This is a genomic window from Actinomyces acetigenes (assembly GCF_031296635.1).
GTDB lineage: Bacteria > Actinomycetota > Actinomycetes > Actinomycetales > Actinomycetaceae > Actinomyces > Actinomyces acetigenes.
Map to the genome: position 1 here is coordinate 76857 of NZ_JASPFC010000006.1, position 24156 is coordinate 101012.

Genomic DNA, 24156 nt, shown 5'->3' on the forward strand with positions numbered 1-24156 from the left:
CACCCGGTCGCGCCTGAAAGCAGGATCCTGTCAGGGCTGTTCTCTGGCGTGTCCCGTCTGAACTGGGCGATGTCGGTCGGCTTTCGACTAGGCTGGGCGACGTGAATGACTCCATCCAGCCAGGCCTGATCGACAACCCCGGCACCGACGAGAGCGAGGAGAAGGACTTCCCCGTTCCCGCGCCGCTGGAGTCGCACGGACCCGCTCGGGTCATCTCCATGTGCAACCAGAAGGGCGGCGTCGGAAAGACCACGACGACGATCAACCTCGGCGCGGCGCTGGCCGAGCTGGGGCGCAAGGTCCTCATCGTCGACTTCGACCCCCAGGGAGCGGCCTCGGCCGGCCTGGGCATCAACGCTCACGAGCTCGACTCCACCATCTATGACCTGCTCGTCGCCAGCCGTCCGGATATTCGCACGGTCATCCACGAGACCACAGTGGAGGGACTGGACATCGTCCCGGCCAACATTGACCTGTCCGCAGCTGAGGTCCAGCTCGTCAACGAGGTTGCCCGCGAGCAGGCCCTCAAGCGGGTGCTGCGTCCGGTTCTCGACGAGTACGACGTGATCCTTGTGGACTGTCAGCCCTCGCTCGGACTGCTGACCATCAACGCCCTGACCGCCTCCCATGGCGTCATCATCCCGCTGGAGACCGAGTTCTTCGCCCTGCGCGGAGTGGCGCTCCTGGTCGAGACCGTTGAGCGCGTCAAGGATCGTCTCAACGCCACCCTGGAGATTGACGGCATCCTCGCCACCATGGTGGACTCCCGCACCCTGCACTCACGAGAGGTGCTCGAACGCCTGGAGCAGGCCTTCGGCGAGCAGCTCTTCGACACGCGCATCCGGCGCACGATCAAGTTCCCGGACGCTTCCGTGGCCAATGAGCCGATCACCAGCTACGCGCCCTCCCACCCCGGCGCGGACGCCTACCGCCGGCTGGCCCGTGAGGTCATCGCCCGCGGCGATGTCGCCTGAGCCGGAGGAGCAGGGGCCGCCCCGGCTGCCCGGATTCAGTGTCACGCTGCCCCAGTTCGAGGGGCCCTTCGACCTGCTTCTGAGCCTTATTGCCCGCAAGCGGCTCGACGTCACCGAGCTGGCGCTGGCCGAGGTGACCGACGACTTCATCGCCCACATGCGCTCGGACTGGGACCTGGGGCGCGCATCGGAGTTCATCGTCGTGGCTTCCACCCTCCTGGCGCTCAAGGCCCATCGCCTTCTGCCTCACGACGAGGACGAGGAGGAGCCCGACCTCGAGCTGCTCGAAGCCCGTGACCTGCTCTTCGCCCGGCTCCTGCAGTACCGGGCCTTCAAGGAGGCCGCCGCGGCCTTCCGCCACCGGGCGGAGACCTCCGCACGCAGCCACCCCCGCATCGTCACCCTGGAACCGCATCTGGCGGCGCTACTGCCCAGGCTCGTGGCCACCATCACCCCCGAGGATCTGACCCGGATGGCGGTGGGCGCCTTCACCCGGCCCGCGGATCCGGGCGTCCAGACCGTCCACCTGCACGAGCGAGTACCGGTCGGTGAACAGCTGAGCCTCATCGCCGGCAGGCTGCGCAGTCACGGAACCCTGACCTTCGCCCAGATCATTGAGGACGCCGAGCGCACCGCCGTCGTAGTGGCCCGGTTCCTCGCGCTGCTCATTCTCCACCGGCAGGGCAGCGCCGAGCTGGAGCAGATCGAGGCCATGGGCGAGATCACCGTGACCTGGTGCGGCGGCCAGGACGACCTGACCGGCATGATGACCTCTGAGAACCTCACTGAGCTCGAGGAGGAATTCGCATGAGCGAGGCCGCCGGGTCTCAGCTGCGCAGTGCGGCTGAGGCCATCCTCATCGTTGCCGACGAACCAGTGACCACCTCTGCGATCGCCGAGGCCCTCGGCATCGACGAGAGCGCCTGCGAGGAGCTGCTCGAGGAGCTGGCTGCCGAGTACCGCGGAGAGGTGCCCGGCGGCCGTGCTCACGGATTCCTCCTGCGACGGGCAGCAGGCGGGTGGCGCTTCGCCTCCGTGCCCGAGCATGCCGATCTCGTCGAGCAGTTCATCATCGGCGGCGCCACCGCACGCCTGAGCCAGGCCGCGCTGGAGACCCTGGCAGTCGTCGCCTACCGGCAGCCGGTCACCCGGGGACGCGTCGCGCAGATCCGCGGGGTCAATGTCGATGGCGTCATGCGCACCCTCCATGCCCGCGGCCTCATCGAGGAGGCCGGTGCCGAGACTTCCGGTGCGATCCTGTATCGGACCACGGGAGACTTCCTGGAGTACCTGGGAATCGACTCCCTGGACGAGCTGCCACCCCTGGCTCCCTACCTCCCCCGCGTCGAGGCGCTGGGGGAGATCGTCGAACAGGCCGATGAGATGGCCGGTAGGAGGACCCCATGACCCTGAGGAACCGCCACACCCGAAGTGAGTCCGTGCCCCACAGCGACTTCGGGGCGCAGGAGTTCTACGACGAGGACGACCTCGAAGAGCTCGACGAGCAGGCTGACGCCGCCGATCTGGCCGCCTTCGACGCCCAGGCCATCGGTGAGGACGAGGAGTCCCGTCTGCTTGAGATGCGTGAGCGCGCCACCAAGGGCGGTCAGGACGACCCTCACGTCGCCTCCGGACAGCGGCTGCAGAAGGTCCTGGCCCACGCCGGGGTCGCCTCGCGCCGTGCCTGCGAGCAGCTCATCGCCGACGGCCGTGTCAGCGTCGACGGCATCACCGTCACCGAACCGGGCGTCAGGGTGGACCCGCTGGCTCAGGAAATCCGCCTCGACGGCAGCCGAATCCTCACCAACCCCGAGCTCATCACCCTCATGCTCCACAAGCCGGCCGGGGTGGTCACCACCATGGAGGACCCCGAGGGCCGACCGACCGTGGCCCAGTACGGACGCGACTACCTGGCCGAGCACCCCGAGCTGCCCGACTCGCTGCGCCTGGTGCACGTCGGCCGCCTCGACACCGAGACCGAGGGGCTGCTCCTGCTGTCCAACGACGGCGAGCTCTCCCACCGGCTCATGCACCCCAGCTTCGAGATCGCCAAGACCTATGTCGCCATTGTCGAGGGACAGGTCGAGCCGTGGGTCCCGCGCAAGCTGCGGCGCGGCATCGAGCTGGAGGACGGTGAGGCCAAGGCGGACCGGGTCACCGTCAAGGACTCCGGGCCACGCGGCTCCATCGTCGAGATCACCCTCCACTCCGGCAAGAATCGCATCGTGCGGCGCATGCTGGACGCCGTCGGCCACCCGGTGACGCGCCTGGCGCGCACCAGACTCGGACCGCTGCGGCTGGGCAACCTGCGCCCCGGCCAGACCCGCCCCCTCAGCGGCGAGGAGATTGCCGCGCTGCAGCAGGAGGTCGGGCTGTGAGCGCCCCCGAGCCGCGGGCGTCAGTGTCCACGCGCGGCCCGGTGCTTATCGTCGGTACGGGGCTGCTGGGCACCTCGCTCGCCCTGGCGCTGCGGGCGGCGGGTGTCGAGGTCCAGCTCGCCGACACCTCGCCCACCTCCCTGGCTCTGGCCCGAGACATGGGCGCGGGAGCGCTTCACGGCGAGGACAGCCCCGAGCCACAGGTCGTCGTCGTGGCCACGCCGCCCGACGTGACCGCCGACGTCGTCGTCGCACAGCTGAGCGCCCACCCCAGTGCCGTGGTCACTGACGTCGCCTCCATCAAGGAACGCGTCGTCAACGAAGTCCGGTCCCGGGCGGGTGCCGAGGCGCGCAGGTACGTCGGCTCCCACCCGATGGCGGGCCGGGAGCGTTCGGGCGCCGGTGCCGCCGACTCCGACCTCTTCGCCGGGCGCCCCTGGGTGGTTGTCGCTCAGGACTCGGATCCGCAGGCGGAGCTGGTCATCAGGAACCTGGCGGTCGATGTGGGCGCCAGCCCGGTGCGCATGGGTGCGGCGGAGCACGATGCCGCCGTCGCCGCCGTCTCCCACGTGCCCCAGCTCGTCTCCTCACTTGTAGCCGCCCGGCTGGAGGAGCTGGGGGAGGGGGCCCTGGCCCTGTCGGGACAGGGCCTTCGTGACGTCACTCGGATCGCGGCCTCGGACCCCCGGCTGTGGTCGGCCATCATCGTGGGTAATGCCGGGCCCGTGGTCGGCCTGCTGCGCCGGATCAGTGATGACCTGGGTGCGCTGATCACGGGGATCGAGGCCGCCGTCTGCGATCCGGATCGCCCAGAGCACACAGCCCCAGGAGCGGCACGTGTGGTCGCTCCCGGGGCCGTCGGCGCGATCACCGACGTCATGACTCGGGGAAACATCGGTCGGGCACGCATTCCCGGCAAGCACGGCGGGGCGCCGCGCCGCTACACCGAGGTCCAGGTCCTGGTACCCGACGCCGCCGGTGAGCTGGGCAGGCTCTTCTCCGACGTCGGTGCCGCCGGTGTCAACATCGAGGACTTCTCCCTGGAGCACTCGGCCGGGCAGAGCGCGGGCATCGCCCTCATCTCCGTCCTACCGGCGGCCGCCCTACGGCTGGAGGAGGCCCTGGACGCCCAGGGCTGGCGCGTCGTCGCGGGTTGAAACCGGTTAACCCGTTTGTGGAAGGTCCCTGTGTCAGTGCTCATGGGGGCCTGATCCGCAGTACCGCGCCGAAGTGTGGGACGCTTGGCCCAGTTCATGACCGTCAATCGGACCCTGATGGAGGGCACCATGGGAATCGTCGTTGCGATCGACGGACCAAGCGGATCGGGCAAGTCCACCGTCTCGCGGCGCGTCGCCGCCGAGCTGGGACTGGCCTACCTGGACACCGGTGCCATGTACCGGGCCGCCGCCTGGTGGTGCGAGCACGAGGGGATCGACCTGGAGGACGGGGCCGCCGTCGCCGAGGCCGTCGCCGCGATGCCCCTGCACATGGGCCTGGATCCCGAGCACCCCACCTTCACCGTGGACGGCACAGACGTATCGACTGCGATCCGTGACCCGCACATCGCCACCGTCGTCTCGAAGGTCGCCACCAACCTCGAGGTGCGCGCCGAGCTGGCGCGCCGCCAGCGCGAGATCATCCGCTTCGAGGCGACCGGGCACACCGGGTCCTTCTCCGGCGGTGCCGGCATCGTGGCCGAGGGACGTGACATCACCACCGTCATCGCGCCCGACGCCGACGCCCGCCTGCTGGTGACCGCTTCCGAGGAGGCCCGCCTGTCCCGCCGCGCCGGGGACCTGGAAGCTGCCGGCAAGCAGGTCGACGCCGCGGCCCTGCGTGACCAGGTGGTGCGCCGAGACCGCGACGACGCCACGGTCTCCCAGTTCCTCACCGCGCCCGAGGGCGTCACCCTGGTGGACACCTCGGAGCTGACCCTGGAGCAGTCCGTTGAACGGGTCCTGGATCTGGTGGAGGAGGCCGCAGACGCCGCCGCTCAGCGGGACGCCCAGGAGGACCTGCGGGCCCAGGTCATGCGTGCGGGCCTGGCCGACTACGAGCTCGATGAGGAGGACCTTGCCCTCCTGGAGGCCGACGGGGGCCTGCCCACCGGTGACAGCGTCGAGCCCGGGCTGCCGGTCCTGGTAGTCGTCGGCCGGCCCAACGTGGGCAAGTCGACTCTGGTCAACCGGGTCCTGGGCCGCCGCGAGGCCGTCGTCCAGGACACCCCCGGTGTCACCCGCGACCGGGTCTCCTACCCCGCGGAGTGGGCCGGGCGCCGCTTCACCATCGTTGACACCGGCGGCTGGGAGGTGGACGTGGCCGGCCTCGACGCCGCCGTGGCCACCCAGGCCGAGGTCGCCGTGGAGATGGCCGACGCCGTCCTGCTGGTCGTCGACGCCCAGGTCGGCATCACCGAGACCGATGCCCGCGTGGTGCGGATGCTGCGCCGCAGCGGCAAGCCGGTGGTCCTGGCCGCCAACAAGGTCGACTCCCCGGCCCAGGAGGGGGACGCCGCCGCCTTGTGGAACCTGGGGCTGGGCGAGCCCTTCCCGGTCTCTGCCCTGCACGGCCGGGGCAGCGGCGAGGTCCTCGACGCCGTCATGGAGGTCCTCCCGGAGGTCTCCGCCGTGGCCGCCGCAGCGCCGGAGGGGGATCTGCACCGGATCGCCCTCGTGGGGCGGCCCAACGTCGGCAAGTCCTCGTTGCTGAACTCCATCGCGGGCAGGGAGCGCGTCGTCGTCAATGAGATCGCGGGCACGACCCGTGACCCGGTCGACGAGATCATCGAGCTCGACTCCCGCCAGTGGGTCTTCGTCGACACTGCAGGGATCCGCCGGCGCGTCAAGCAGTCACGGGGCGCCGACTACTACGCGGTGCTGCGCACGCAGGGCGCCATCGACAAGGCCGAGGTCGCGGTCGTCCTCCTGGACGCCTCCGAGCCGATCAGCGAGCAGGACGTGCGCGTCATCCAGCAGGCCGTCGACGCCGGTCGCGCCCTGGTCCTGGTCAACAACAAGTGGGACCTGGTGGACGAGGAGCGTCAGAAGATGCTGCTGTGGGAGGTCGAGCACGACCTGGCCCACGTCTCCTGGGCCCCCCACATCAACCTGGCCGCCCGGACCGGCTGGCACACCAACCGGCTCGTGCGCGCCCTCGACGCCGCCCTGGAGGGCTGGACCACGCGCGTCCCCACGGGCCGGCTCAACGGCTTCCTGGGCCAGCTGCAGTCGGCCACCCCGCACCCGGTGCGCGGCGGCAAGCAGCCCCGCATCCTCTTCGCCACCCAGGTCCAGGTGGCCCCGCCCCGGATCGTCATCTTCACCACCGGTTTCCTTGACGCCGGCTACCGGCGCTTCATCGAGCGCTGCCTGCGCGAGGAGTTCGGCTTCACCGGCACCCCCATCCAGATCGGAGTGCGCGTGCGCGAGAAGCGCCAGCGGCGCTGAACCCTGGTTGGGCGCGAAGGTGATAGTCAGTTCCAGAAGAGCCGCGCCGGACAGTGGCGCGCAGCCGCAACACCCATAGACTGTAGCCATGCTGAATCCGGTTGATCCCACCACCACGCCCGCCTGGAAGCGCCTCACCGAGCTCCACGACACCATGACCCCAGACCTGCGCGCCTGGTTCGCCGACGACCCCGAGCGCGCCAAGCGCTTCTCCTACGAGCTGGGAGACCTCTACGTCGACCTGTCCAAGAACCTGCTGACCGACGACGTCCGCGACGCCCTGGTCGAGCTCGCCGAGCAGGTAGACGTCCCGGGCCGCCGCGACGCCATGTACGCCGGCGAGCACATCAACATCACCGAGGACCGGGCCGTCCTCCACACGGCTCTGCGCCGCCCGGCCACCGACTCCCTGACCGTGGACGGTCAGGACGTCGTCGCCGACGTCCACGAGGTCCTGGAGAAGATCTACGCCTTTGCCCGTCGCGTGCGCTCGGGGGAGTGGACCGGCATCACCGGCAAGCCCATCAAGACAGTGGTCAACATCGGCATCGGAGGCTCCGACCTCGGCCCCGTCATGGTCTACGAGGCCCTCAAGCCCTATGTGCAGAAGGGCCTTGAGTGCCGCTTCATCTCCAACATCGACCCCACCGACTGCGCCGAGAAGGTCGCGGACCTCGACCCGGAGACGACCCTGTTCATCATCGCCTCCAAGACCTTCACCACCCTGGAGACCCTCACCAACGCCCGCATGGCCCGCGACTGGTTCCTGGCCGCCCTCCAGGCCAAGGGCATTGAGACCGACGGCGCCATTGCCAAGCACTTCGTGGCCGTGTCCACCGCCCTGGACAAGGTCGCCGAGTTCGGCATCGACCCGGCCAACGCCTTCGGGTTCTGGAACTGGGTGGGTGGGCGCTACTCGGTGGACTCCGCCGTCGGTACGATCCTGGTCGTGGCCATCGGCCCGGAGAACTTCGCCGACTTCCTCTCCGGCTTCCACACCGTTGACGAGCACTTCGCCACCAAGGCTCCGGCCGAGAACGTCCCCATGCTCATGGGCCTGCTCAACGTCTGGTACGTTAACTTCTTCAAGGCCGGCTCCCACGCCATCCTGCCCTACGCCCAGTACCTGCACCGTTTCCCCGCCTACCTCCAGCAGCTCACCATGGAGTCCAACGGCAAGTCCGTGCGCTGGGACGGCAGCCCCGTGACCACGGAGACTGGTGAAGTCTTCTGGGGAGAGCCGGGCACCAACGGCCAGCACGCCTTCTACCAGCTCATCCACCAGGGCACCCAGCTCATCCCCGCGGACTTCATCGCCGTGGCCAATCCCGCTCACCCCACCAAGGACGGGGGAGTGGACGTCCACGAGCTGTTCCTGTCCAACTACCTGGCACAGACCGCGGCGCTCGCCTTCGGCAAGACCGCCGACGAGGTGCGTGCCGAAGGCACCGCCGAGGAGATCGTCCCGGCCCGCGTCTTCGCCGGCAACAAGCCGACCACCTCGATCCTCGCCCCGGCGCTGACGCCCGCGGTCGTCGGAGAGCTCATCGCCCTCTACGAGCACATCACCTTCACCCAGGGCATCGTGTGGGGTATTGACTCCTTCGACCAGTGGGGGGTCGAGCTGGGCAAGAAGCTGGCCCTTGAGATCGCCCCCGCCGTCCAGGGCGACGAGGAGGCCCTCGCAGGACAGGACGCCTCCACCCGCGGCCTCATCACCCGCTACCGCAGCCTGCGTCACTAGCCCGACCAGACCAGCCGGATGCTCTGTTGTGTCAGCGACTGATAACCCGTTGAGGAGGACGTGATGAAGGAAGTGGGCGTCGATGAGTTGCGTCGCCGGCTCGAGGCTGGGGAGGACCTGGTTGTCCTTGACGTGCGTGAGCCCGACGAGGTCGAGCGCGCGGCGATCCCCGGCTCGGTCAACATCCCGCTGGGTGAGGTGGTCGACCGGATGGGAGAGCTCGATGCGGCCCGCCCCACCGCGGTCATCTGCGCCGGCGGAGTGCGTTCCGTCAAGGCGGTCAAGGCTCTGACTGCTGCCGGCTACACCGGTGAGCTGGTCAACGTCAGCGGCGGCATGAAGGCGTGGCTGGGCCAGTAAACCGGCGGGCGACTTTTCGGGACGGCCTCGGACTGACCGGTTCGGGGCCGTCCCGCGTGCCTCAGCCCTGTCTCTGTGAGCGCCTGAGCATCTCCTCGACTGTACGCAGGACACCGTCCTCGGTGTTGGCGGGTGCCGTGTACGCCGCTGCGGCATGGATGCCGGGGTGGGCGTTGCGCATGGCGAAGCCCAGGTCCGCGTGGTTGTAGAGATCCAGGTCGTTGAGGTAGTCCCCGAAGACGGCAGTCTGCTCCGGGAGGACCCCGAGCCTGGCCTGAAGCGCCGCCAAGGCCCGCCCCTTCGAGACCCGAGCCGACATCATGTCCGTCCAGTGCAGCCCGGAGACGACGGTCTGCACGTGGGGAACCGCCGCGGTCAGCGCCTGGGAGCTTCCGTTCTCAACATCGTCGAAGTCGAAGACCGCGACCTTGAGCGCCTCATCCAGAGGAATGGCAGTGAGGTCCTCGACGATCTCCAGTGCCTCGTAGTACAACTTGGCCTGTTCCAGGAAGGCCGCATCGGAGCGCTCGATATAGGCGCAGTACTTGCAGGCAACAACCGCGCCGACGTCGTACCCGGAGGTGACCAGGTGACGGGTCGTGACAATGGCGGCCTCGGCGGCCTGGGCGCTGATGGTGTCGGAATGGACCTCCTCACCTGCGTGGACGACGAAGGAACCGTTCTCAGCGATCAGTGGTGAGTCCTCAACGGCGGGGCCCAGGACCGCACGCAGGTTGGCCAGCTGTCTGCCCGAGGCGGGGGCGAAGACGATGCCGGCGTCTCGCATCTCCGCCACCGCATCCATCAACCCGGCGGGAACGCGCCCTTGGCCATCAAGGAGAGTTCCATCCATGTCGGTGACAACAAGACGGAGATCGATCTGTGCCGGCAACGCTGCGAGGAGCTCGGGCTCCAGGGGAAGATGCTTCACGGCGTTATCCTCTCAAGGATGACACCTCCACGTCACCACGGCGCGAGGAGCACGAAGACGGGCGCCTGCTGGTCCACACCGATCAGTGGACAAGCAGGCGCCCGTCAGAGGAACGGCTCGCGCTCTGAGAGCCTTCAGCTCAGTCAGCTGGCCTGACGGCGACGCATGACGAGGACAGCGCCGGAGCCGAGCAGGCCGGCGGCGGCGACGGCGACGGCGATGCTCGGACCGGTGGTGGCCAGCGCGGGCTTCGTCGGGGTGGTGCGAGGAGCCGTAACGACAGGAGTTGCGGACGGCTTGGCCGGGGTGCCGGTCTCAGTGGTCACCGTGGTGGCCGGAGCGGACGGCGTCGGCGTGGCCGCAGGGGTGGTGGTCTCCGCGGTCGGGGTAGCAACCGGAGCCGGAGGAGTCGTCGAGGTGGACGGCGTCGACGGAGTGGTCTCCGGGGTCGGCGTCGGGGAGGGGACGGTGCTGCCCGTCGGCGGGGTGTTGGTCGTCGACGGCGGGGTGTTGCTCTTCGTCGTCGTGGTGTTGGTCGTCGTCGTGGTCGTCGGGGTCAGCGTCGAGTTGCTGACGTTGTAGGCGGCGAAGTTCTGGGTGGCGTACCACTTGCCGTCTGAGGTCTGGGCGAATCCGATGCCGATGGAGTTGACGTCCGGGTCCGTCATGTTCTTGTAGTGGCCGGGGGACGTGCGCCACTGCTCGAAGATCTGCGCGCCGGTGTCGCCACCCGCGGTGCGCCAGGCCACGTTCTCAGAGCCAGTGGTCCAGCCCTGCGGGTAGGCCGACGTGAAGTCGGGGCGGTGGCTCATGTTGTTGGCGGCGGCCTGCTGCTCGGACCAGTCCTGTGCGACGGCGTCGAGCTCCTGGTACCGGGTCACGGGCTGAAGGCCCTTGCTGCTGCGCAGCTCGTTGACCTTGTTCAGGACGGTGTCGGCGTACTGGGCCCCCTCCGAGGTCACCTGGGCGGGGACCGCAGCGGCGGCTGCCGGTGCACCCTGAGGGGCGGCCGGAGCGGCCAGTGCGGCCGAGGAGGCGGTCAGCGGCACGACGGTGAGCGCAGCTGCGGCGATGACGCGCTTGATGTTCATGTGTCGTTCTCTCTGATCGGGAATGTGAGAACACAGTCTGATCTGCACAACCGGCTATGAGCCGATGTGCGGGATGCTGTGAGACACCCTTGATGTCGGTGTTCACTCAACCACAGTCGCGCCGGCCATGCATGTTATTCGGTTGTGACTTTCCTGACCGAATTCGTCACATGACCGAATCGCGTGGCGGATCGTGAGGGGTAGTCCTTTCGTCTTGGGACACTGATGAAAGGTGGGTGCGAGTGTTGGGGTCGTCGGGGAAGCGGCGTCATCGCAGCGTTTACTGGATCGTGATTAAGGGTCGGTGGGTTGCAGTAGAGGTTGGAGACTTAAATAGACTCAATGGTTGTTATGTGGGATGCAAATGTGACTAGTGTTGATGAGGGTGATATCAGAATAATGCGAGGATCTACCGCCAAAGTTCTTTCAAAAAGAAATCCGCACTCTGTGAAAGAGTGCGGATTTTCATGCTGGTCGGGCTGGCGGGATTTGAACCCACGACCCCTTGACCCCCAGTCAAGTGCGCTACCAAACTGCGCCACAGCCCGTTGACTTGCGGCACCGGGCCGCTTGCAACGAGCAGAACCTTAACCCATGGAACGGCTCCTTCAGAAATCTGCTGGCGGTGAGGCCGCTCACCCCGAGATGTCAGGCGCGGTCGTCCTGATGGCGCCCACCTCCCATGAGGGCGTCGAGCTGACGACGGTCCTTCTTCGTGGGCCGTCCTGCCCCGCGATCTCGGATGATGGCGGCCGGCGCATCCAGAGGCGACGGGCGAGGGGGAGAGGAGTCGATGTACGCGGTGCGGGCGATAGGAGCACCCACCCGCTTGGTGAGGATCCGAGTGACGGTCAGCAGCCGGTCGAACCCGTCGACACGGTAGCGGACCTCATCTCCCACCGAGACGTGCTGGGCGGGCTTGGCGGTCTCTCCGTTGATACGCACATGCCCCGCCTTGCAGGCGCTCGTCGCCGCCGAGCGGGACTTGATCTGTCGCACGCTCCACAGCCAGACGTCGATACGGGCCGATGCCGGGGCACCAGGGGTGCTGTTGCCACTGGGTGCGGAACGAGGGTGAACTGCCATGGTGGCATCCTAAGCAAGTGGTTCAGCGGCGGGGCATGGAACGGCTTCGGCGCCGTGAGGCTGCGCGCCCGCGGCGCTGCCCCCGAACCATGAGTCCCCATCCCAGAATCAGGGCGCCGACGGCCGCCAGCGCGGCGTACCCGGGACTGCGCCACATAACGGAGCCGACCTCTTTCGCGCTGCGAGCGGCTCGTTCCGGGAGCGACGCGGTCCCGTTCCCACCGGCGAGGCAGCTGTTCAAGGCGGAGCGCAGCGCCTCCCTGTCGGCCTGGGGCAGGCCGAGCCGGTAGGCGGCTGCCACTGAGACGAATCGACGCGCGTAAGTGCAGCGGTAGGAGGTGTTCTCCGGCCACCAGCCCCCCGGACCGGTCGGTCGCCAGCTGCCGGTCTCGGTGGAACCAACGGGACAGCTCGCCGGGCCGCAGGCGCCCTTGGCCTGGTTGGCCTCGCCTTCAACAGCGACGAGATTCAGCGGGTCGTTGGCTGCCAGCAGTCGGGTGCGCTCATCCCACTGCCAGGCTCCGTGGGCGTAGAGGTAGTTCAGCGGTACCACATGGTCGATCTGGACGGCTTCCGAGGTCCCCTGACCACGCGTGAAGGTGATCCTATTCCCGGTGTACGGATCCTGAAGGACACCCGCCCAGACGGTGGCGTCCGGACACACACCCGCACCCTGGCCACGTCCCTCCTCACGGGACTGAACGCCGTCGGCACGCGAGAAGTCGGCGTCCGTCAGGTCCCGGGCCAGGATCTCGTTACGAGTGTCACAACCGTCGCCGTCGACGTCGGTCCACGCCTCACCGAACCAGCCGGTGCGGGAACCTCCCTCCGCCCAGGAGTGGGCGGCCGGAGCGTCCTCGGGCAGCTCCGAAAGCGCCTCGAGAGAGGCCTTCGGGGACAGGATGAAGTCTCCTCTCCGGTCCCAGGGTGCCTCGTGGAGAGCGGCGAGCTCAGTGGCCGCGGAGTTCTGGACGGGCACCGGCGAGGCGTCATCGGCATGGACGGGAAGGGCGGCTGCCATCCCCGACGCACTGAGTGCACCGAGCACCGTGAGGTGCACCAGGAGCCGGCCGGTAGCGTTCATAGGGCTACGGTAGCCTGACCCGCCGACACGAAAATCGTGGGCTCGTTGCCCACAGCGCGCCAGCAGGGCGACCGGATCGGACTCAAGCAGGCATCAGAGCGTTGGCCGGCTCATCCAGGTACCAGGTGGTCTGATTCCCCCGGCAGCACGAGGCCGGTGCCTTGAGCACATCGGGGGCTCCTAGACCCAGGCGTACCGCCTCGGCCTTGCCTCCGCCGCCGGCCACCACCATGACCCGGCCGGCATGCTGCAGGGCCTCGAAGGTCAAGGAGTAGCGCTCGGGAGGGGGCTTGGGCGAGTTGCGCACGGCCACGGCGGGCACTCCTACCGCGAGCGCGGCCGGGTGCCCGGGGAAGAGGGAACAGACGTGTGCGTCAGGTCCCAGCCCTACGTGGACCACGTCGAAACCCCCGTGGGTCAGACCTGCCGACTCAAGCTCATGGACCATGCGCGCGGTCGCCTCATCCAGACCGCTGACCTCGTTCGGAGCGGCCAGCCGGTGCGTCTGAGACTCTCTGATGCCTGCGGCGATGAGCGGCGCAGCCAGCAGATCGTTGCGCTGCGGGTCCCCGGCGGGCACGAAGCGCTCGTCACCGAACCACAGGTGGATGGCGCGACGCACCGGTTCGGGCTGGGCGGCGATGAGCGGCGCGAGGGCTTCAGCCAGCGCCATCCCTCCGGAACCGCCTGTCAGCGCCAAGTGGGCGACTCCCCGGTCCGTTACCACCGTGGACAGGAGCCGCATGGTGTCCTGGCAGGCTCTTAGCGCGGCGTCGTTCAGTGTGGGAACCACGATGACGTCCGGCGCAGCAGCCGCAGAGGCGGCCGCCTGGATCTCGGCGATCGGCTGGGCGTCGGGCGTGCAGTCAGCCATTGAGGGGCTCCTCGAGCAGTGAGGCCAGGACCTCTTGGTAGACGAGGTCGGGGGTGAGTCGGCGCAGCTCCTCGTCGAGGGTGCTGATCGGCTCGCGTCGGGCCATCGTGACCACCTGAGGCTCGGGAGAGCCGGGGCGCGTGATCGTGACCCGCTCCAGGTCGTGGCGGGCGATGATGATCTCGCCGTCGTCGGTTCTGGCGGTGATGGAGGAGATGCCCTTGAAGCCCTCTTCATCGACTCGCGTGACCGGTACATCCAGCCGCAGCCGCAGCCAGGTGATCATGAGGCAGAGCGAGGAGTTCCTTGGTTCGCCGGCCACCACCACCTCCCGCAGCCCGTCCGCGCGCAGCAGCGGGTCCAGGGTGGAGGCCACCATGGCGCGCCACAGGGTGATGCGGGTCCAGGCCAGATCGATGTCGCCGCGCACGCTCACCGGTGCCAGCTTCCGCAGCGCCCTGGCCGGGAAGTCCTGTGCGGGAGTGTTGGTGATGCGAGTGGATCCCAGGCGGCCCAAGGGGTCCTGCGAGGGGATCTCAGGGACGGTCGTTGGCCACCACACGACCACCGGGGCGTCGGGCAGGAGGAAGGGCACCACCAGCGTGTCGGTGTGCAGAGCCGCCTCGTCCCAGGGCCTCAGGACCAGCGTCTCGCCGGCGCCGGCGTCGTGACCGACTCGGATCTCGGCGTCCAGGTGTCCACCGGCCTGAGCTGAGACGTGTCCGTCACGACTGCGCGGAGTCACGCGGCCGATGTCCTCCTCAGGCGGCTTGACGACGGCGATGATTCGGCTGGGATGATCCCGGCTGGCACCGTGCGCGGCGCACAGCGCATCCTCCAGGCCCTTCTCGTCGGTGGAGATCACGAGCGTCAGCACCCGGGAGGAGCCGGAGGCCCCCTCGTGCTCCACCAGCCGGGAGACGATCCGGGAGGTGGTCGTCGCGGTCAGTGTGGTAATCATGAGCGCCTCCAGGTGCGGCCGTCGCGGGCAAGGAGTTCGTGGGCACTGTCCGGCCCCCAGGAGCCGGGGCGATAGCCCTCGGGGCTCCCGCAGGCGCTCCAGTGCTCGATGACAGGATCTAGGATGCGCCAGGACAGGTCGACCTCGCGCTGGTGGGGGAAGAGCGGGGCGTCGCCCAGGAGCGCATCGAGGATGAGGCGCTCATAGGCCTCCGGGGACTCCTCGTTGAAGGTGGCTCCGTAGCCGAAGTCCATGGAGACGTCGCGCAGCTCCATCTGGGTTCCGGGTACCTTGGAAGCCAGCCGCAGCGTGATGCCCTCATCGGGCTGGATCCGCAGCACGATGGTGTTGGCTCCCACGGCCGTGGTGGCCGCCGACTCAAAGGGCAGGAACGGCGGCTGCTTGAAGACGACGGCGACCTCAGTGACCCGGCGAGTCAGGCGCTTGCCGGCGCGCAGGTAGAACGGCACGCCGGCCCAGCGACGGTTGGCGATCTCCAGACGCAGGGCGGCAAAGGTCTCGGTTCGGGAGTCGGCGGCGACGCCGTCCTCCTCCAGGTAGCCCCGCACCGGCAGCCCTCCCTGGAAGCCGGCGTCGTAACGGCCCCGGGCTGTGGTGAGGTCCAGGTCCAGCACCCCGTTGCGCTCCAGGCGCACGCAGTTGAGCACCTTCTCCTTCTCCAGGCGTACCGCGGCCGCCTCCATGCTGGTGGGCTCCTCCATCGCGGTCAGCGCCAGGAGCTGGAGCAGGTGGTTCTGGATGACGTCGCGAGCTGAGCCGATGGTGTCGTAGTAGCCGGCCCGGGTTCCGATACCGATGTCCTCGGCCATGGTGATCTGGACATGGTCGACGTAGCGCTGGTTCCACAGCGGCTCGAACATCGTGTTGGCGAACCGCAGCGCCAGGATGTTCTGCACTGTCTCCTTACCCAGGTAGTGGTCGACCCGGAAGACGTCGTCGGGACGCACGATGCGTCCCACCAGGGCGTCGAGCTCTCGGGCGCTGGAGCGGTTGTGCCCGAAGGGTTTCTCGATGACGACGCGCCGCCAGGCGTCAGCCGACTCCTCCACGAGCCCGGAGCGGGCGATCCGCTCAGTCACGGCCGGGAACCATCCCGGGGGGATCGACAGGTAGAAGGCGCGGTTGCCGCGTGTGCCCCGGGTGGCATCCAGGTCATCCACCACGGCCGTGAGCCGGTCGTAGGCGGCGTCATCCTCGAAGGAGGCGAACTCCACGAAGCGCATCCCCGCTGCCAGCTGCTCCCAGATGGCGGGACGCCAGGGGGTGCGGGCACCCGCCCGAGCCGATTCCTCCACGTAGGCGCGCAGGTCGTCGTCGGACCAGGAGCGCCGGCCGACCCCCACCAGGGAGAAGCTGGGGGAGAGCAGGCCGCGGTTGGCCAGGTCGTAGATTGCGGGCAGGAGCTTGTGGCGGGCCAGATCACCAGTGATGCCGAACATCACCAGGACGCAGGGGTCCGCGATACGCGGAAGGCGAAGGTCACGGGCGTCGAGAAGCGGGTTGACCGCCCGCGCGGGTCTCGACGACGGAAACGGAGTCGCAGAGTCGGAGCTGGACACGTCAGCCTTTCTGAGATTCGACGAACGGCGGACCAGGCGCCACCAACGGGTCGTCGGCGCGCTGCGGCACTCTGAGCGGAGGCCCGGCCAGGGCCACTGCAGGGCCACTGCACCGCCCCGAGGAACTGTGCTCGCCGCACATGTCACTGTAGCGCCCCCGGAGGCGTCTCACCCGGAAGGGACAGGCCTGCCGTGAGCCGTTACACGCCGTTGCGGACACGTCTGAACCACGGACGCTCCTCGTGCGCGAGGACTGGACGCGGTAGGGTCCTCGCAGAGCGCAACCAGTATCGTCCACCACCAAGGCTTGGAATCGCAGCGCCGTCATCAGGGCTGCGGCACAGGAAAGGACTTCCATGAGCAGCTTCACCCCCGCACCGGCCACAGCCGATCTCGGTGTCTTCGGGCTGGGGGTGATGGGGGCGAACCTGGCCCGCAACCTGGCTCGTCACGGTCACGCGGTCGCCGTCTTCAACCGCACGCTGGCCCGTACCGAGAGGCTCATCGAACGCTACGGCTCCGAGGGCGACTTCGTGCCCGCGGCCGACCTGAAGGACTTCGTGGCCTCGCTGCGCACGCCGCGTGTGGCCATCATCATGGTCCAGGCCGGAGCGGCCACGGAGGCGGTGATCGAGGAGCTCGCCGCCCTCATGGAGCCCGGTGACATCATCGTCGACGCCGGCAACACGCTCTACACCGACACCCGGCGCCGTGAGGTCTCCCTGCGTGAGCGCGGCCTGCACTTCGTGGGCATGGGGGTCTCCGGCGGCGAGGAGGGGGCGCTCAACGGCCCCTCGATCATGCCTGGCGGCACTGCCGAGTCCTATGACCGCCTGGGGCCGATGCTGGAGTCCATCTCGGCCCACGTCGATGGCACGCCGTGCTGCACCCACGTCGGTCCCGACGGCGCCGGCCACTTCGTCAAGATGGTCCACAACGGCATTGAGTACGCCGACATGCAGCTCATCGCCGAGGCCTACGACCTGCTGCGCCACGTCGGCGGGTTCACCGTGGAGGAGATCGCCGAGGTCTTCCGCTCCTGGAAGGACTCCGAGCTCGACTCCTACCTCATCGACATCACCACCGAGGTCCTGTCCCACACCGACGCGGCCACCGGAGAGGCCTTCGTCGACGTCGTCGTCGACGCGGCCGGCCAGAAGGGCACCGGCGTGTGGACCACCCAGACGGCCCTCGAGCTGGGAGTGGCTGTGCCCGCCATCGCCGAGGCCACCTTCGCGCGCGCGGTCTCCTCCTCCAGCGCGGCGCGGGCCGCGGTCCAGGCCGCCGACATCGCTGCAGGAACCACGCAGACGGCCCTGACCGACCCCGAGGAGCGAGGCGCCTTCGTCGATGCCGTCAAGCAGGCCCTCTACGGCTCCAAGATCGCTGCCTACGCCCAGGGTTTCGATGAGATCGCCACCGCCTCCAAGCAGTTCGACTGGAACATCGACCTGGGCGCCATGGCCCGCATCTGGCGAGGCGGCTGCATCATTCGCGCCCGCTTCCTGGACGACATCACCCGCGCCTACGACGAGAACCCGGCTCTGGCCAGTCTGCTCACGGCGCCGGTCTTCGCCTCCTCCCTGGCGAAGGTCCTGCCCGCCTGGCGCCAGGTCGTCGCCACCTCCGCCACCACCGGTGTCCCCGCCCCTGCCTTCGCCTCCTCCCTGGCCTACGTTGACCAGCTGCGCTCACGCCGTCTGCCGGCCGCTCTCATCCAGGGGCAGCGAGACTTCTTCGGCTCGCACACCTACCACCGCACCGACGACGTCGAGGGCGTCTACCACACCCTGTGGGCCACGCCCGAGCGCACCGAGGAGAAGTGGGACTGAGACCCCCGATGAGGCCTCGCACCCGTCTCGTGGAGGCCTCAGTCGCGATCACATAGCGCTAGATTCTGGCGCATGACAACCACCGCGCCTGCCCGCTCAGACAGTCCCACGAACCTGCGTCACGAGGAGGCCTCCTGGCGATCCTCCGTGTGCCAGGTGCCCTCTACCCACGTGGTCGTCGACATCACCGGGGCCGCCGTCCGTCGCGAGCCCGCCTTCAGTGTGCGTTGCCTGATGCGCCTGGACATCAGGCAACGCGTTGAAGGTCTCTGGGTGGACTTCGTGGGGCAGGCGGTCGACTCCCTCAGCATTGACGGGCAACCCGCCCCGGTGAGCTGGGACGGGGCCCGTATCGAGCTGCCCGTCCTCGACCCGGGCGAGCACACGGTGGAGATCACGGCGCGCGGCCTCTACTCCAACTCGGGCCAGGGGCTGCACCGCTTCCACGACCCGGTTGACGGCGCCACCTACCTCTACACCCACTTCGAGCCCTCCGACGCGCGCCGGGCCTGGCCGATCATGGAGCAGCCGGACATCAAGACCCGCTTCTCGCTGGAGGTCACTCACCCACGCGGCTGGACGGTCATGTCCAACACCCGACCGCAAGCAGGCGGATCGAGCCGTCAGTCCCCGACCGGCACCGACTCCGGCTGTGAGACGACATCCTTCGCTGCCTCCAGACCCCTGCCCAGCTACCTCACGGCACTGGCCGCAGGCCCCTGGCACCGAGTGACCGGGCAATGGACGTCCCCGAGCCGTCCGGGCCTGACGATCCCACTGTCCTGGTCCTGCCGCGCCAGCCTGGCCGAGCACCTCGATGCCGCCGAGCTCCTCGACCTGACCCGCGCCGGCCTGGACCTCTACGACCGTGCCTATGCCTACGGCTTCCCCTGGGACTCCTACGACAGCGTGCTCGTCCCGGAGTACAACCTCGGAGCCATGGAGAATCCGGGCTGCGTCACCTTCAACGAGGAGCTCTACCTCTTCCGGGGGCCGGTCACCCGCTCCCAGAGGGCCGGACGCGCCAACACGATCCTCCACGAGATGTGTCACATGTGGTTCGGCGACCTCGTGACCCCCACGTGGTGGGAGGACACCTGGCTCAAGGAGTCCTTCGCCGATCACCAGGGCACCTGGGCCGAGGCCGAGGCGGCCGGCTACACCGAGGCCTGGGTGAGCTTCGCCTCCACCCGTAAGGCCTGGGCCTACCTGGAGGACTCCCGGCCGGCCACCACCCACCCCATCGTTGCGCAGGTCGATGACGTCGAGGCCGCCCGGCAGGCCTTCGACGGCATCACCTACGCCAAGGGCGCCGCCGTCCTCAAGCAGCTCGTCGCCCACGTCGGCCAGGAGACCTTCCTGGAGGCCGCGGGGCTCCTCTTTGAATGCAGGGCCTACGGAAACGCCTCCCTGGACGACTTCCTGCGCGTGCTCTCCCAGGTCTCGGGCCGCGACATGCACGACTGGGCTCGCGCCTGGCTCCACACCGCAGGTCCCTCGGTCATCACCGACGAGCTGGCCGTTCATGAGGGGCGGATCGTCTCCCTGACCCTAAGGCAGGAGGGAATCGACCCGGTGACCGGGCAGAGCGTCCTGCGTCCGCACACACTCGTCGTCGGCCTGTACTCCTTCGACGGGGGAGGGGTGCTGGTACGCACCCACAGGCTGCCGGTCACTCTGGATGCCGAGCGGCTCGACGTCGCCGAGGCCGTGGGTCTGCCCGCTCCCGATCTCGTCGTCGTCAACGACGAGGACCTCACCTACGCCATCGTGCGGCCTGACGACGCCTCACTGTCCTGCCTGACCACCTCGCTCGGTTCCCTGCGCGACCCCATGGCGCGGTCCCTGGCCTGGTCGATGCTGCACAACCTGGTGCGTGACGCGCTCATCGATGCGGCACTGTTCGTCCAGGCCGTCCTGGCACACGCCGACGACGACACCGAGCCGAGCACCCTGACCGTCCTGCTGAACCAGGCGCTGCGGGTCGCCTGCAGGTATGCCGGAGGGCACAGGCGTCGTGCGCTCCTGGGTCTCCTCCTGGCCGATGACTCGACCGAGCCGTCGAAAGAGACGGACCCGGCCGTCCTGCGCGGCGGGTGGGGCAGGCTCCGTGCTGCCGCGCCGGGCTCCGACGCTCAGATGGTGCGAGCCCGTGCCTGGCTGGAGGCCGCAGGGCAGGCACGGCTGCTCGGTGAGGCGGATAGCGCCCAGGCGGCCACTCGTGCACGCGAGATCCTGGATGGCGCTCTGCCCGGCCTGGAGCTGGACGCCGACATGCGGTGGCGGGCCCTGACCGCCTTGGCGCGACTGGATGCCGTCAGCGCCGACGAGCTCGAGGCGCAGCGGAAGGCAGACCCGACGGCCAGTGGCATCACCCGTCACCTGCAGGCCTCCAGCTCGATGCCCCGCCAGGACCTCAAGGCCGAGGTCTTCGACCGGCTCCTGAACGACACCGCTTTGAGCAACGACCACATCGATGCCCTCGTGGCGGGCTTCGCCGTCGATGCCCACCGAGAGCTGACCGCGGCATTCACCCCTCGATACCTCCAGGAGCTTCCCGGACTGTGGTCCGGGCGCGGCCAGGAGATCGCCACCCGGTTGGTCATCGGGCTCTTCCCGGCCTGCGGGGACGAGGCGGACGCCCAAGCGGTCGAGGACTGGCTCACGACGCACCCCGATGCGCCGTCGGCCCTGCGCCGGCTCGTCCTCAAGAGCCTCGACGACCTGCGACGTGATCTGAACGCTCGACGCACCGGCTCAGAGGATCTCTGAGAGCTCAGACCATCTCCATGCCTGTGAGACCTTTGTCCTAGCCTGACCAACATCAATGCGGAGCCGTGACCTGTTTGAGACCTTCAATCGGTGCTCCTGGTCACCTCGAGGGCATTGTTGCGGGCGTGCAGCGGGTAGGCTCGTGGACAATCATGGAGAGCCGCGTCGTGGTGTTGGCTCGACGGCGGTGCAACGAACGGTATGGTGGTCCCTGAGGCGGCGCACCGGGCGCCGCAACGAACTGAGGGGCAGGAATAATGTCGAGCAGTCCGATCGAGCAGGATCCCTCCTCCACACAGACCTTCGGGGTCGTTGACGTTGCCAGCTCAGTTGACTCCCCGGTGGTGGGGCTGAGCCAGCAGGACGCCGCTGCGATCGCTGCCCTGCCGTCGGGAACGGCGCTTCTCCTCGTCCACCACGGGCCGACTACCGGTGCGCGGTTCCTCCTGGACGCCGAGGAGACGACGGTCGGGCGCCACCCCCGTGCCGACATCTTCCTCGACGACGTCACCGTCTCCAGGAAGCACGCGGTCTTCTCGTCTCTGCCCGATGGCGGGTACGGCGTCCGTGACTCCGGTTCACTCAATGGAACATACGTCAATCGCACGCGCGTGGAGCAGGCGGCTCTTCGCTCCGGTGATGAGGTTCAGATCGGCAAGTACCGGATGACCTACCACCCCGGCCCCCAGGGCGGAGCCGCGTCTCGGTGAGCGCTGCAACAGCACGAAGCAAGAAGCGAGACGCCCCCTCCTCCTTGCTTGAAGCCTCTGAGTGCCCGGCAGGCGAGACCTGGCCCCGCGGAATCTCTCGAGAGCCCGTGATGAAGATCGGGCAGGTGGTGGATCTCCTCAAGGTGGAGTTCCCTGCCCTGTCGATCTCCAAGGTTCGTTATCTCGAGGGTGAGGGGCTCATCAGTCCTCATCGTGTCGGCAACGGGTACCGCCGCTACTCGCAGGCGGACCTGGAGCGTCTGCGCTACGCCTTGGCGGTGCAGCGCGACGAGTACCTTCCGTTGCACGTCATCCGTGACCGTCTGGCACGGCTGGACGCCGACGTCGAGGCCCCCGCTCCGCAGCCTGTTGCTCGGGTGGTTGCCCGAGACGGGCAGATCGTCGACGACGGCCCCATGGACCTGGAGGCGCTCTTGGTCCACTCCGGTGCCAGTGAGTCCCAGATCGAGGAGCTCGTCGCCGTCGGACTCATCAGTCCCGATGTTCGGGGGCGTTACAGTCAGCAGAACCTGAGGACCGTGCGTCTAGCCATGGAGATCACCCGCAAGGGAGTGCCCCTGCGCAACCTGCGTGCGGTACGCGCCTCAGCTGAGCGGGAGGCGGACACGATCGATCAGGCGGTGGCTCCGCGCCGCTCGCGGTCGCGCAGTGCCGGTGAGGAGACGGCTCGGGAACTGGCCGAGCTCGTCGCGGATCTGCACACGATTCTGCTGCGTCGCGCTGTCGATGCTCTGGGCTGACAGCGGGTGTGCGCACGCCCAGTAGGCGTTGACCAGGCCGGGCCCCGTGTCGACGAAGGTCAGCGTACATCGGTTGCGTGTTCCCGGGACAGGGGTGACTGCCTCCCGTAGGGTTGGAACGTGCCATTGATGCAGTTGGTGGGTGTCAGATCCACTGATCCTGATGACGGCTTGGTCGCCGTCCTCGTGGAGGACGGCGGGCCGGCGATGCTGGCCATTCCGGTGACGGCGCACGAGGGACTGGCGCTGCAGGCTCACAGCTCGCACCGGTCGCCCTCCTGGCCACGGCTCCTTGACGACGTCGTCGAGGCACTGGGTGGTCGGATCGGGCGCACTGAGCTCGACGTTGACGATGATGCGCGCATCGTCGCCAGGCTCATCGTTGAGACTCCTGCCTGTACCAGTCGGATGACGACGGTTGCCTGCACTCCGGGGGAGGGGCTGCTTCTGAGCGGATACCACCGGCTCCCGGTGCACGCCAGCAGCTCGCTGACGCGCCTGAGGGCTGTGGATCTCAGTGACGACCATGGGGCGGAGAGACTTGAGCAGTGGCAGCGAATGTTGTCGCAGACTGATGATCTCGCCGATGACGACACGCGGGACTGATGTGACTCGTGTGACTAATGTTGTAATCTATATCACTTGTTGAAAGTGACGTACTAGCAGAGAACTGGCTTCATCGCAGGGAATAGTGGGCGCCTGGGAGGCAACTGTTGATCTCAGCTAGAGATTCACGCCCGACGGCACACCGAGATGAGGCGTGCCCTTCGTTGAGCATCGCCCCAAGTGGCCCTATCGTGGAGCCGTGGCCGCACGAGGCGTGCCGCCGCACCAGTTTCAGGTGCGTGTTCTTCCGGCGACAGGAGCGGGTCGTGAGCATGAATGAAGCCAGTGCGATAGCAAGGCCTCAGCGTACTCAGGGCATGCTGTTCGGGGACCCGCTGCCCCAGCTTGATGCCGACTCGGGCTACCGCGGGCCGGTCGCCTGCCGCGCCGCCGGTATCACGTACCGCCAGCTCGACTACTGGGCGCGCACCGGCTTGGTCGAGCCATCGATTCGAAGCGCCAAAGGATCGGGTTCTCAGCGCCTCTACTCCTTTCGCGACATCCTGGTCCTCAAGGTCGTCAAGCGCCTCCTGGACACCGGAGTCTCGCTCCAGCAGATCCGCACGGCCGTCAGCGCCCTGCACTCCCGCGGTGTCGAGGACCTGGCCTCCATCACTCTCATGAGCGACGGCGCCTCGGTCTACGAGTGCACTTCGGCCGACGAGGTCGTCGACCTGGTCGCCGGCGGCCAAGGCGTCTTCGGCATCGCCGTGGGGCGGGTGTGGCACGAGGTTGAGGGAGCGCTGGCGGACCTGCCCGTCGATCACGCTCAGGCGCTCGGCACGCCGCTGGTCGAGGACGAGCTGGCCAAGCGTCGCGCCGCCAAGCGCCAGCAGGCCATCTGAGCGACGCGAGGCGCGCGCCATCAGAGCGGTTGTTCGCTGAGGCTGGAACCGTGGTGACGGTTCCAGCCTCACACATATTCTGGCCGAGTCGATCCGACTCATGACAAGGCGAGTATCGCCG

At 68.3% G+C, this 24156-nt stretch carries 21 protein-coding genes and 1 tRNA gene; 14 read left to right on the forward strand and 8 right to left on the reverse strand.

From position 1 onward, the window contains the following. Positions 1–101 precede the first annotated feature (101 nt). The 8 genes from RIV14_RS03780 to RIV14_RS03815 all read left to right on the forward strand — a co-directional run bounded on the left by RIV14_RS03780 (position 102) and on the right by RIV14_RS03815 (position 8902). Positions 102–974: a ParA family protein gene (locus tag RIV14_RS03780; RefSeq protein ID WP_009406376.1), complete on the forward strand. Its 873-nt coding sequence runs from the start codon at positions 102–104 to the stop codon at positions 972–974. Continuing rightward, a complete protein-coding gene (locus tag RIV14_RS03785; RefSeq protein ID WP_075372573.1) occupies positions 964–1785 on the forward strand; it encodes a segregation and condensation protein A in 822 nt (273 codons plus the stop codon). Before RIV14_RS03780 ends, RIV14_RS03785 begins: the two co-directional genes overlap by 11 nt. Then, positions 1782–2381: an SMC-Scp complex subunit ScpB gene (scpB, locus tag RIV14_RS03790; protein WP_070658947.1), complete on the forward strand. Its 600-nt coding sequence runs from the start codon at positions 1782–1784 to the stop codon at positions 2379–2381. Before RIV14_RS03785 ends, scpB begins: the two co-directional genes overlap by 4 nt. Next, on the forward strand, positions 2378–3352 hold the full coding sequence (locus RIV14_RS03795) for a pseudouridine synthase (protein WP_075372572.1): 975 nt from the start codon (positions 2378–2380) through the stop codon (positions 3350–3352). Before scpB ends, RIV14_RS03795 begins: the two co-directional genes overlap by 4 nt. Continuing rightward, complete coding sequence (locus RIV14_RS03800; protein ID WP_075372571.1) at positions 3349–4509, forward strand: prephenate dehydrogenase; 1161 nt, start codon at positions 3349–3351, stop codon at positions 4507–4509. The genes RIV14_RS03795 and RIV14_RS03800 overlap by 4 nt, the downstream gene beginning before the upstream one ends. A 129-nt stretch (positions 4510–4638) precedes the next feature. After that, positions 4639–6798 carry a bifunctional cytidylate kinase/GTPase Der gene (gene der, locus RIV14_RS03805; RefSeq protein ID WP_075372622.1) on the forward strand — a complete coding sequence of 720 codons (2160 nt, stop codon included), beginning with the start codon at positions 4639–4641 and terminating at the stop codon, positions 6796–6798. A gap of 88 nt (positions 6799–6886) precedes the next feature. Beyond that, entirely contained in the window at positions 6887–8542 is a 1656-nt protein-coding gene (gene pgi, locus RIV14_RS03810; protein ID WP_075372570.1) for a glucose-6-phosphate isomerase, read from the forward strand. Between the two features lie 63 nt (positions 8543–8605). Continuing rightward, positions 8606–8902, forward strand: a complete 297-nt coding sequence (locus RIV14_RS03815; protein WP_075372569.1) for a rhodanese-like domain-containing protein — start codon at positions 8606–8608, stop codon at positions 8900–8902. Between the two features lie 61 nt (positions 8903–8963). On the opposite strand, the gene RIV14_RS03820 is transcribed toward RIV14_RS03815, so the two are convergent. The 8 genes from RIV14_RS03820 to zwf form a co-directional block, all read right to left on the reverse strand. Continuing rightward, positions 8964–9833, reverse strand: a complete 870-nt coding sequence (locus RIV14_RS03820) for an HAD family hydrolase (RefSeq protein ID WP_075372568.1) — start codon at positions 9831–9833, stop codon at positions 8964–8966. A gap of 143 nt (positions 9834–9976) precedes the next feature. Further along, complete coding sequence (locus RIV14_RS03825; protein ID WP_075372567.1) at positions 9977–10924, reverse strand: CAP domain-containing protein; 948 nt, start codon at positions 10922–10924, stop codon at positions 9977–9979. Between the two features lie 471 nt (positions 10925–11395). Continuing rightward, positions 11396–11472: transfer RNA gene (locus RIV14_RS03830), tRNA-Pro, on the reverse strand. A gap of 100 nt (positions 11473–11572) precedes the next feature. Continuing rightward, positions 11573–12010, reverse strand: coding sequence for an RNA-binding S4 domain-containing protein (locus RIV14_RS03835; RefSeq protein WP_075372566.1), 438 nt, complete (start codon positions 12008–12010; stop codon positions 11573–11575). Between the two features lie 22 nt (positions 12011–12032). Then, entirely contained in the window at positions 12033–13094 is a 1062-nt protein-coding gene (locus RIV14_RS03840) for an HNH endonuclease family protein (protein WP_075372565.1), read from the reverse strand. 82 nt (positions 13095–13176) lie between these two features. Then, on the reverse strand, positions 13177–13968 hold the full coding sequence (gene pgl / locus RIV14_RS03845; protein ID WP_075372564.1) for a 6-phosphogluconolactonase: 792 nt from the start codon (positions 13966–13968) through the stop codon (positions 13177–13179). After that, on the reverse strand, positions 13961–14929 hold the full coding sequence (locus RIV14_RS03850) for a glucose-6-phosphate dehydrogenase assembly protein OpcA (protein WP_075372563.1): 969 nt from the start codon (positions 14927–14929) through the stop codon (positions 13961–13963). Before RIV14_RS03850 ends, pgl begins: the two co-directional genes overlap by 8 nt. Further along, positions 14926–16509 (reverse strand): glucose-6-phosphate dehydrogenase, encoded by a 1584-nt coding sequence (gene zwf, locus RIV14_RS03855; RefSeq protein WP_075372562.1) that lies wholly within the window; start codon positions 16507–16509, stop codon positions 14926–14928. The genes RIV14_RS03850 and zwf overlap by 4 nt, the downstream gene beginning before the upstream one ends. Positions 16510–16865: 356 nt before the next feature. Between zwf and gndA the strand changes: the two genes are divergently transcribed. The 6 genes from gndA to RIV14_RS03885 all read left to right on the forward strand — a co-directional run bounded on the left by gndA (position 16866) and on the right by RIV14_RS03885 (position 24035). After that, a complete protein-coding gene (gndA, locus tag RIV14_RS03860; RefSeq protein ID WP_075372561.1) occupies positions 16866–18341 on the forward strand; it encodes an NADP-dependent phosphogluconate dehydrogenase in 1476 nt (491 codons plus the stop codon). 72 nt (positions 18342–18413) lie between these two features. After that, positions 18414–21113 carry an aminopeptidase N gene (pepN, locus tag RIV14_RS03865; RefSeq protein WP_075372560.1) on the forward strand — a complete coding sequence of 900 codons (2700 nt, stop codon included), beginning with the start codon at positions 18414–18416 and terminating at the stop codon, positions 21111–21113. A gap of 257 nt (positions 21114–21370) precedes the next feature. Next, positions 21371–21823 (forward strand): FHA domain-containing protein, encoded by a 453-nt coding sequence (locus RIV14_RS03870; protein ID WP_075372559.1) that lies wholly within the window; start codon positions 21371–21373, stop codon positions 21821–21823. A 110-nt stretch (positions 21824–21933) separates the two neighbouring features. Then, complete coding sequence (ftsR, locus tag RIV14_RS03875) at positions 21934–22584, forward strand: transcriptional regulator FtsR (protein WP_075372558.1); 651 nt, start codon at positions 21934–21936, stop codon at positions 22582–22584. A 129-nt stretch (positions 22585–22713) separates the two neighbouring features. Further along, entirely contained in the window at positions 22714–23190 is a 477-nt protein-coding gene (locus tag RIV14_RS03880) for a DUF151 domain-containing protein (RefSeq protein WP_075372557.1), read from the forward strand. Positions 23191–23507: 317 nt separating this feature from the next. Continuing rightward, the gene (locus RIV14_RS03885) at positions 23508–24035 is read left to right on the forward strand and encodes a MerR family transcriptional regulator (RefSeq protein ID WP_009397704.1); all 528 of its coding nucleotides are present in this window, start codon (positions 23508–23510) and stop codon (positions 24033–24035) included. Positions 24036–24156: the final 121 nt, after the last annotated feature.

What these genes read in the sequence shown, in the direction of transcription:
- RIV14_RS03785 (WP_075372573.1), top strand. Translation starts at nt 964, where the DNA reads ATGTCGCCTGAGCCGGAGGAGCAGGGGCCGCCCCGGCTGCCCGGATTC.
- scpB (WP_070658947.1), top strand. Translation starts at nt 1,782, where the DNA reads ATGAGCGAGGCCGCCGGGTCTCAGCTGCGCAGTGCGGCTGAGGCCATC.
- RIV14_RS03795 (WP_075372572.1), top strand. Translation starts at nt 2,378, where the DNA reads ATGACCCTGAGGAACCGCCACACCCGAAGTGAGTCCGTGCCCCACAGC.
- der (WP_075372622.1), top strand. Translation starts at nt 4,639, where the DNA reads ATGGGAATCGTCGTTGCGATCGACGGACCAAGCGGATCGGGCAAGTCC.
- pgi (WP_075372570.1), top strand. Translation starts at nt 6,887, where the DNA reads ATGCTGAATCCGGTTGATCCCACCACCACGCCCGCCTGGAAGCGCCTC.
- RIV14_RS03815 (WP_075372569.1), top strand. Translation starts at nt 8,606, where the DNA reads ATGAAGGAAGTGGGCGTCGATGAGTTGCGTCGCCGGCTCGAGGCTGGG.
- RIV14_RS03825 (WP_075372567.1), bottom strand. Translation starts at nt 10,924, where the DNA reads ATGAACATCAAGCGCGTCATCGCCGCAGCTGCGCTCACCGTCGTGCCG.
- RIV14_RS03835 (WP_075372566.1), bottom strand. Translation starts at nt 12,010, where the DNA reads ATGGCAGTTCACCCTCGTTCCGCACCCAGTGGCAACAGCACCCCTGGT.
- RIV14_RS03840 (WP_075372565.1), bottom strand. Translation starts at nt 13,094, where the DNA reads ATGAACGCTACCGGCCGGCTCCTGGTGCACCTCACGGTGCTCGGTGCA.
- pgl (WP_075372564.1), bottom strand. Translation starts at nt 13,968, where the DNA reads ATGGCTGACTGCACGCCCGACGCCCAGCCGATCGCCGAGATCCAGGCG.
- RIV14_RS03850 (WP_075372563.1), bottom strand. Translation starts at nt 14,929, where the DNA reads ATGATTACCACACTGACCGCGACGACCACCTCCCGGATCGTCTCCCGG.
- gndA (WP_075372561.1), top strand. Translation starts at nt 16,866, where the DNA reads ATGAGCAGCTTCACCCCCGCACCGGCCACAGCCGATCTCGGTGTCTTC.
- pepN (WP_075372560.1), top strand. Translation starts at nt 18,414, where the DNA reads ATGACAACCACCGCGCCTGCCCGCTCAGACAGTCCCACGAACCTGCGT.
- RIV14_RS03870 (WP_075372559.1), top strand. Translation starts at nt 21,371, where the DNA reads ATGTCGAGCAGTCCGATCGAGCAGGATCCCTCCTCCACACAGACCTTC.
- ftsR (WP_075372558.1), top strand. Translation starts at nt 21,934, where the DNA reads ATGAAGATCGGGCAGGTGGTGGATCTCCTCAAGGTGGAGTTCCCTGCC.
- RIV14_RS03880 (WP_075372557.1), top strand. Translation starts at nt 22,714, where the DNA reads ATGCAGTTGGTGGGTGTCAGATCCACTGATCCTGATGACGGCTTGGTC.
- RIV14_RS03885 (WP_009397704.1), top strand. Translation starts at nt 23,508, where the DNA reads ATGCTGTTCGGGGACCCGCTGCCCCAGCTTGATGCCGACTCGGGCTAC.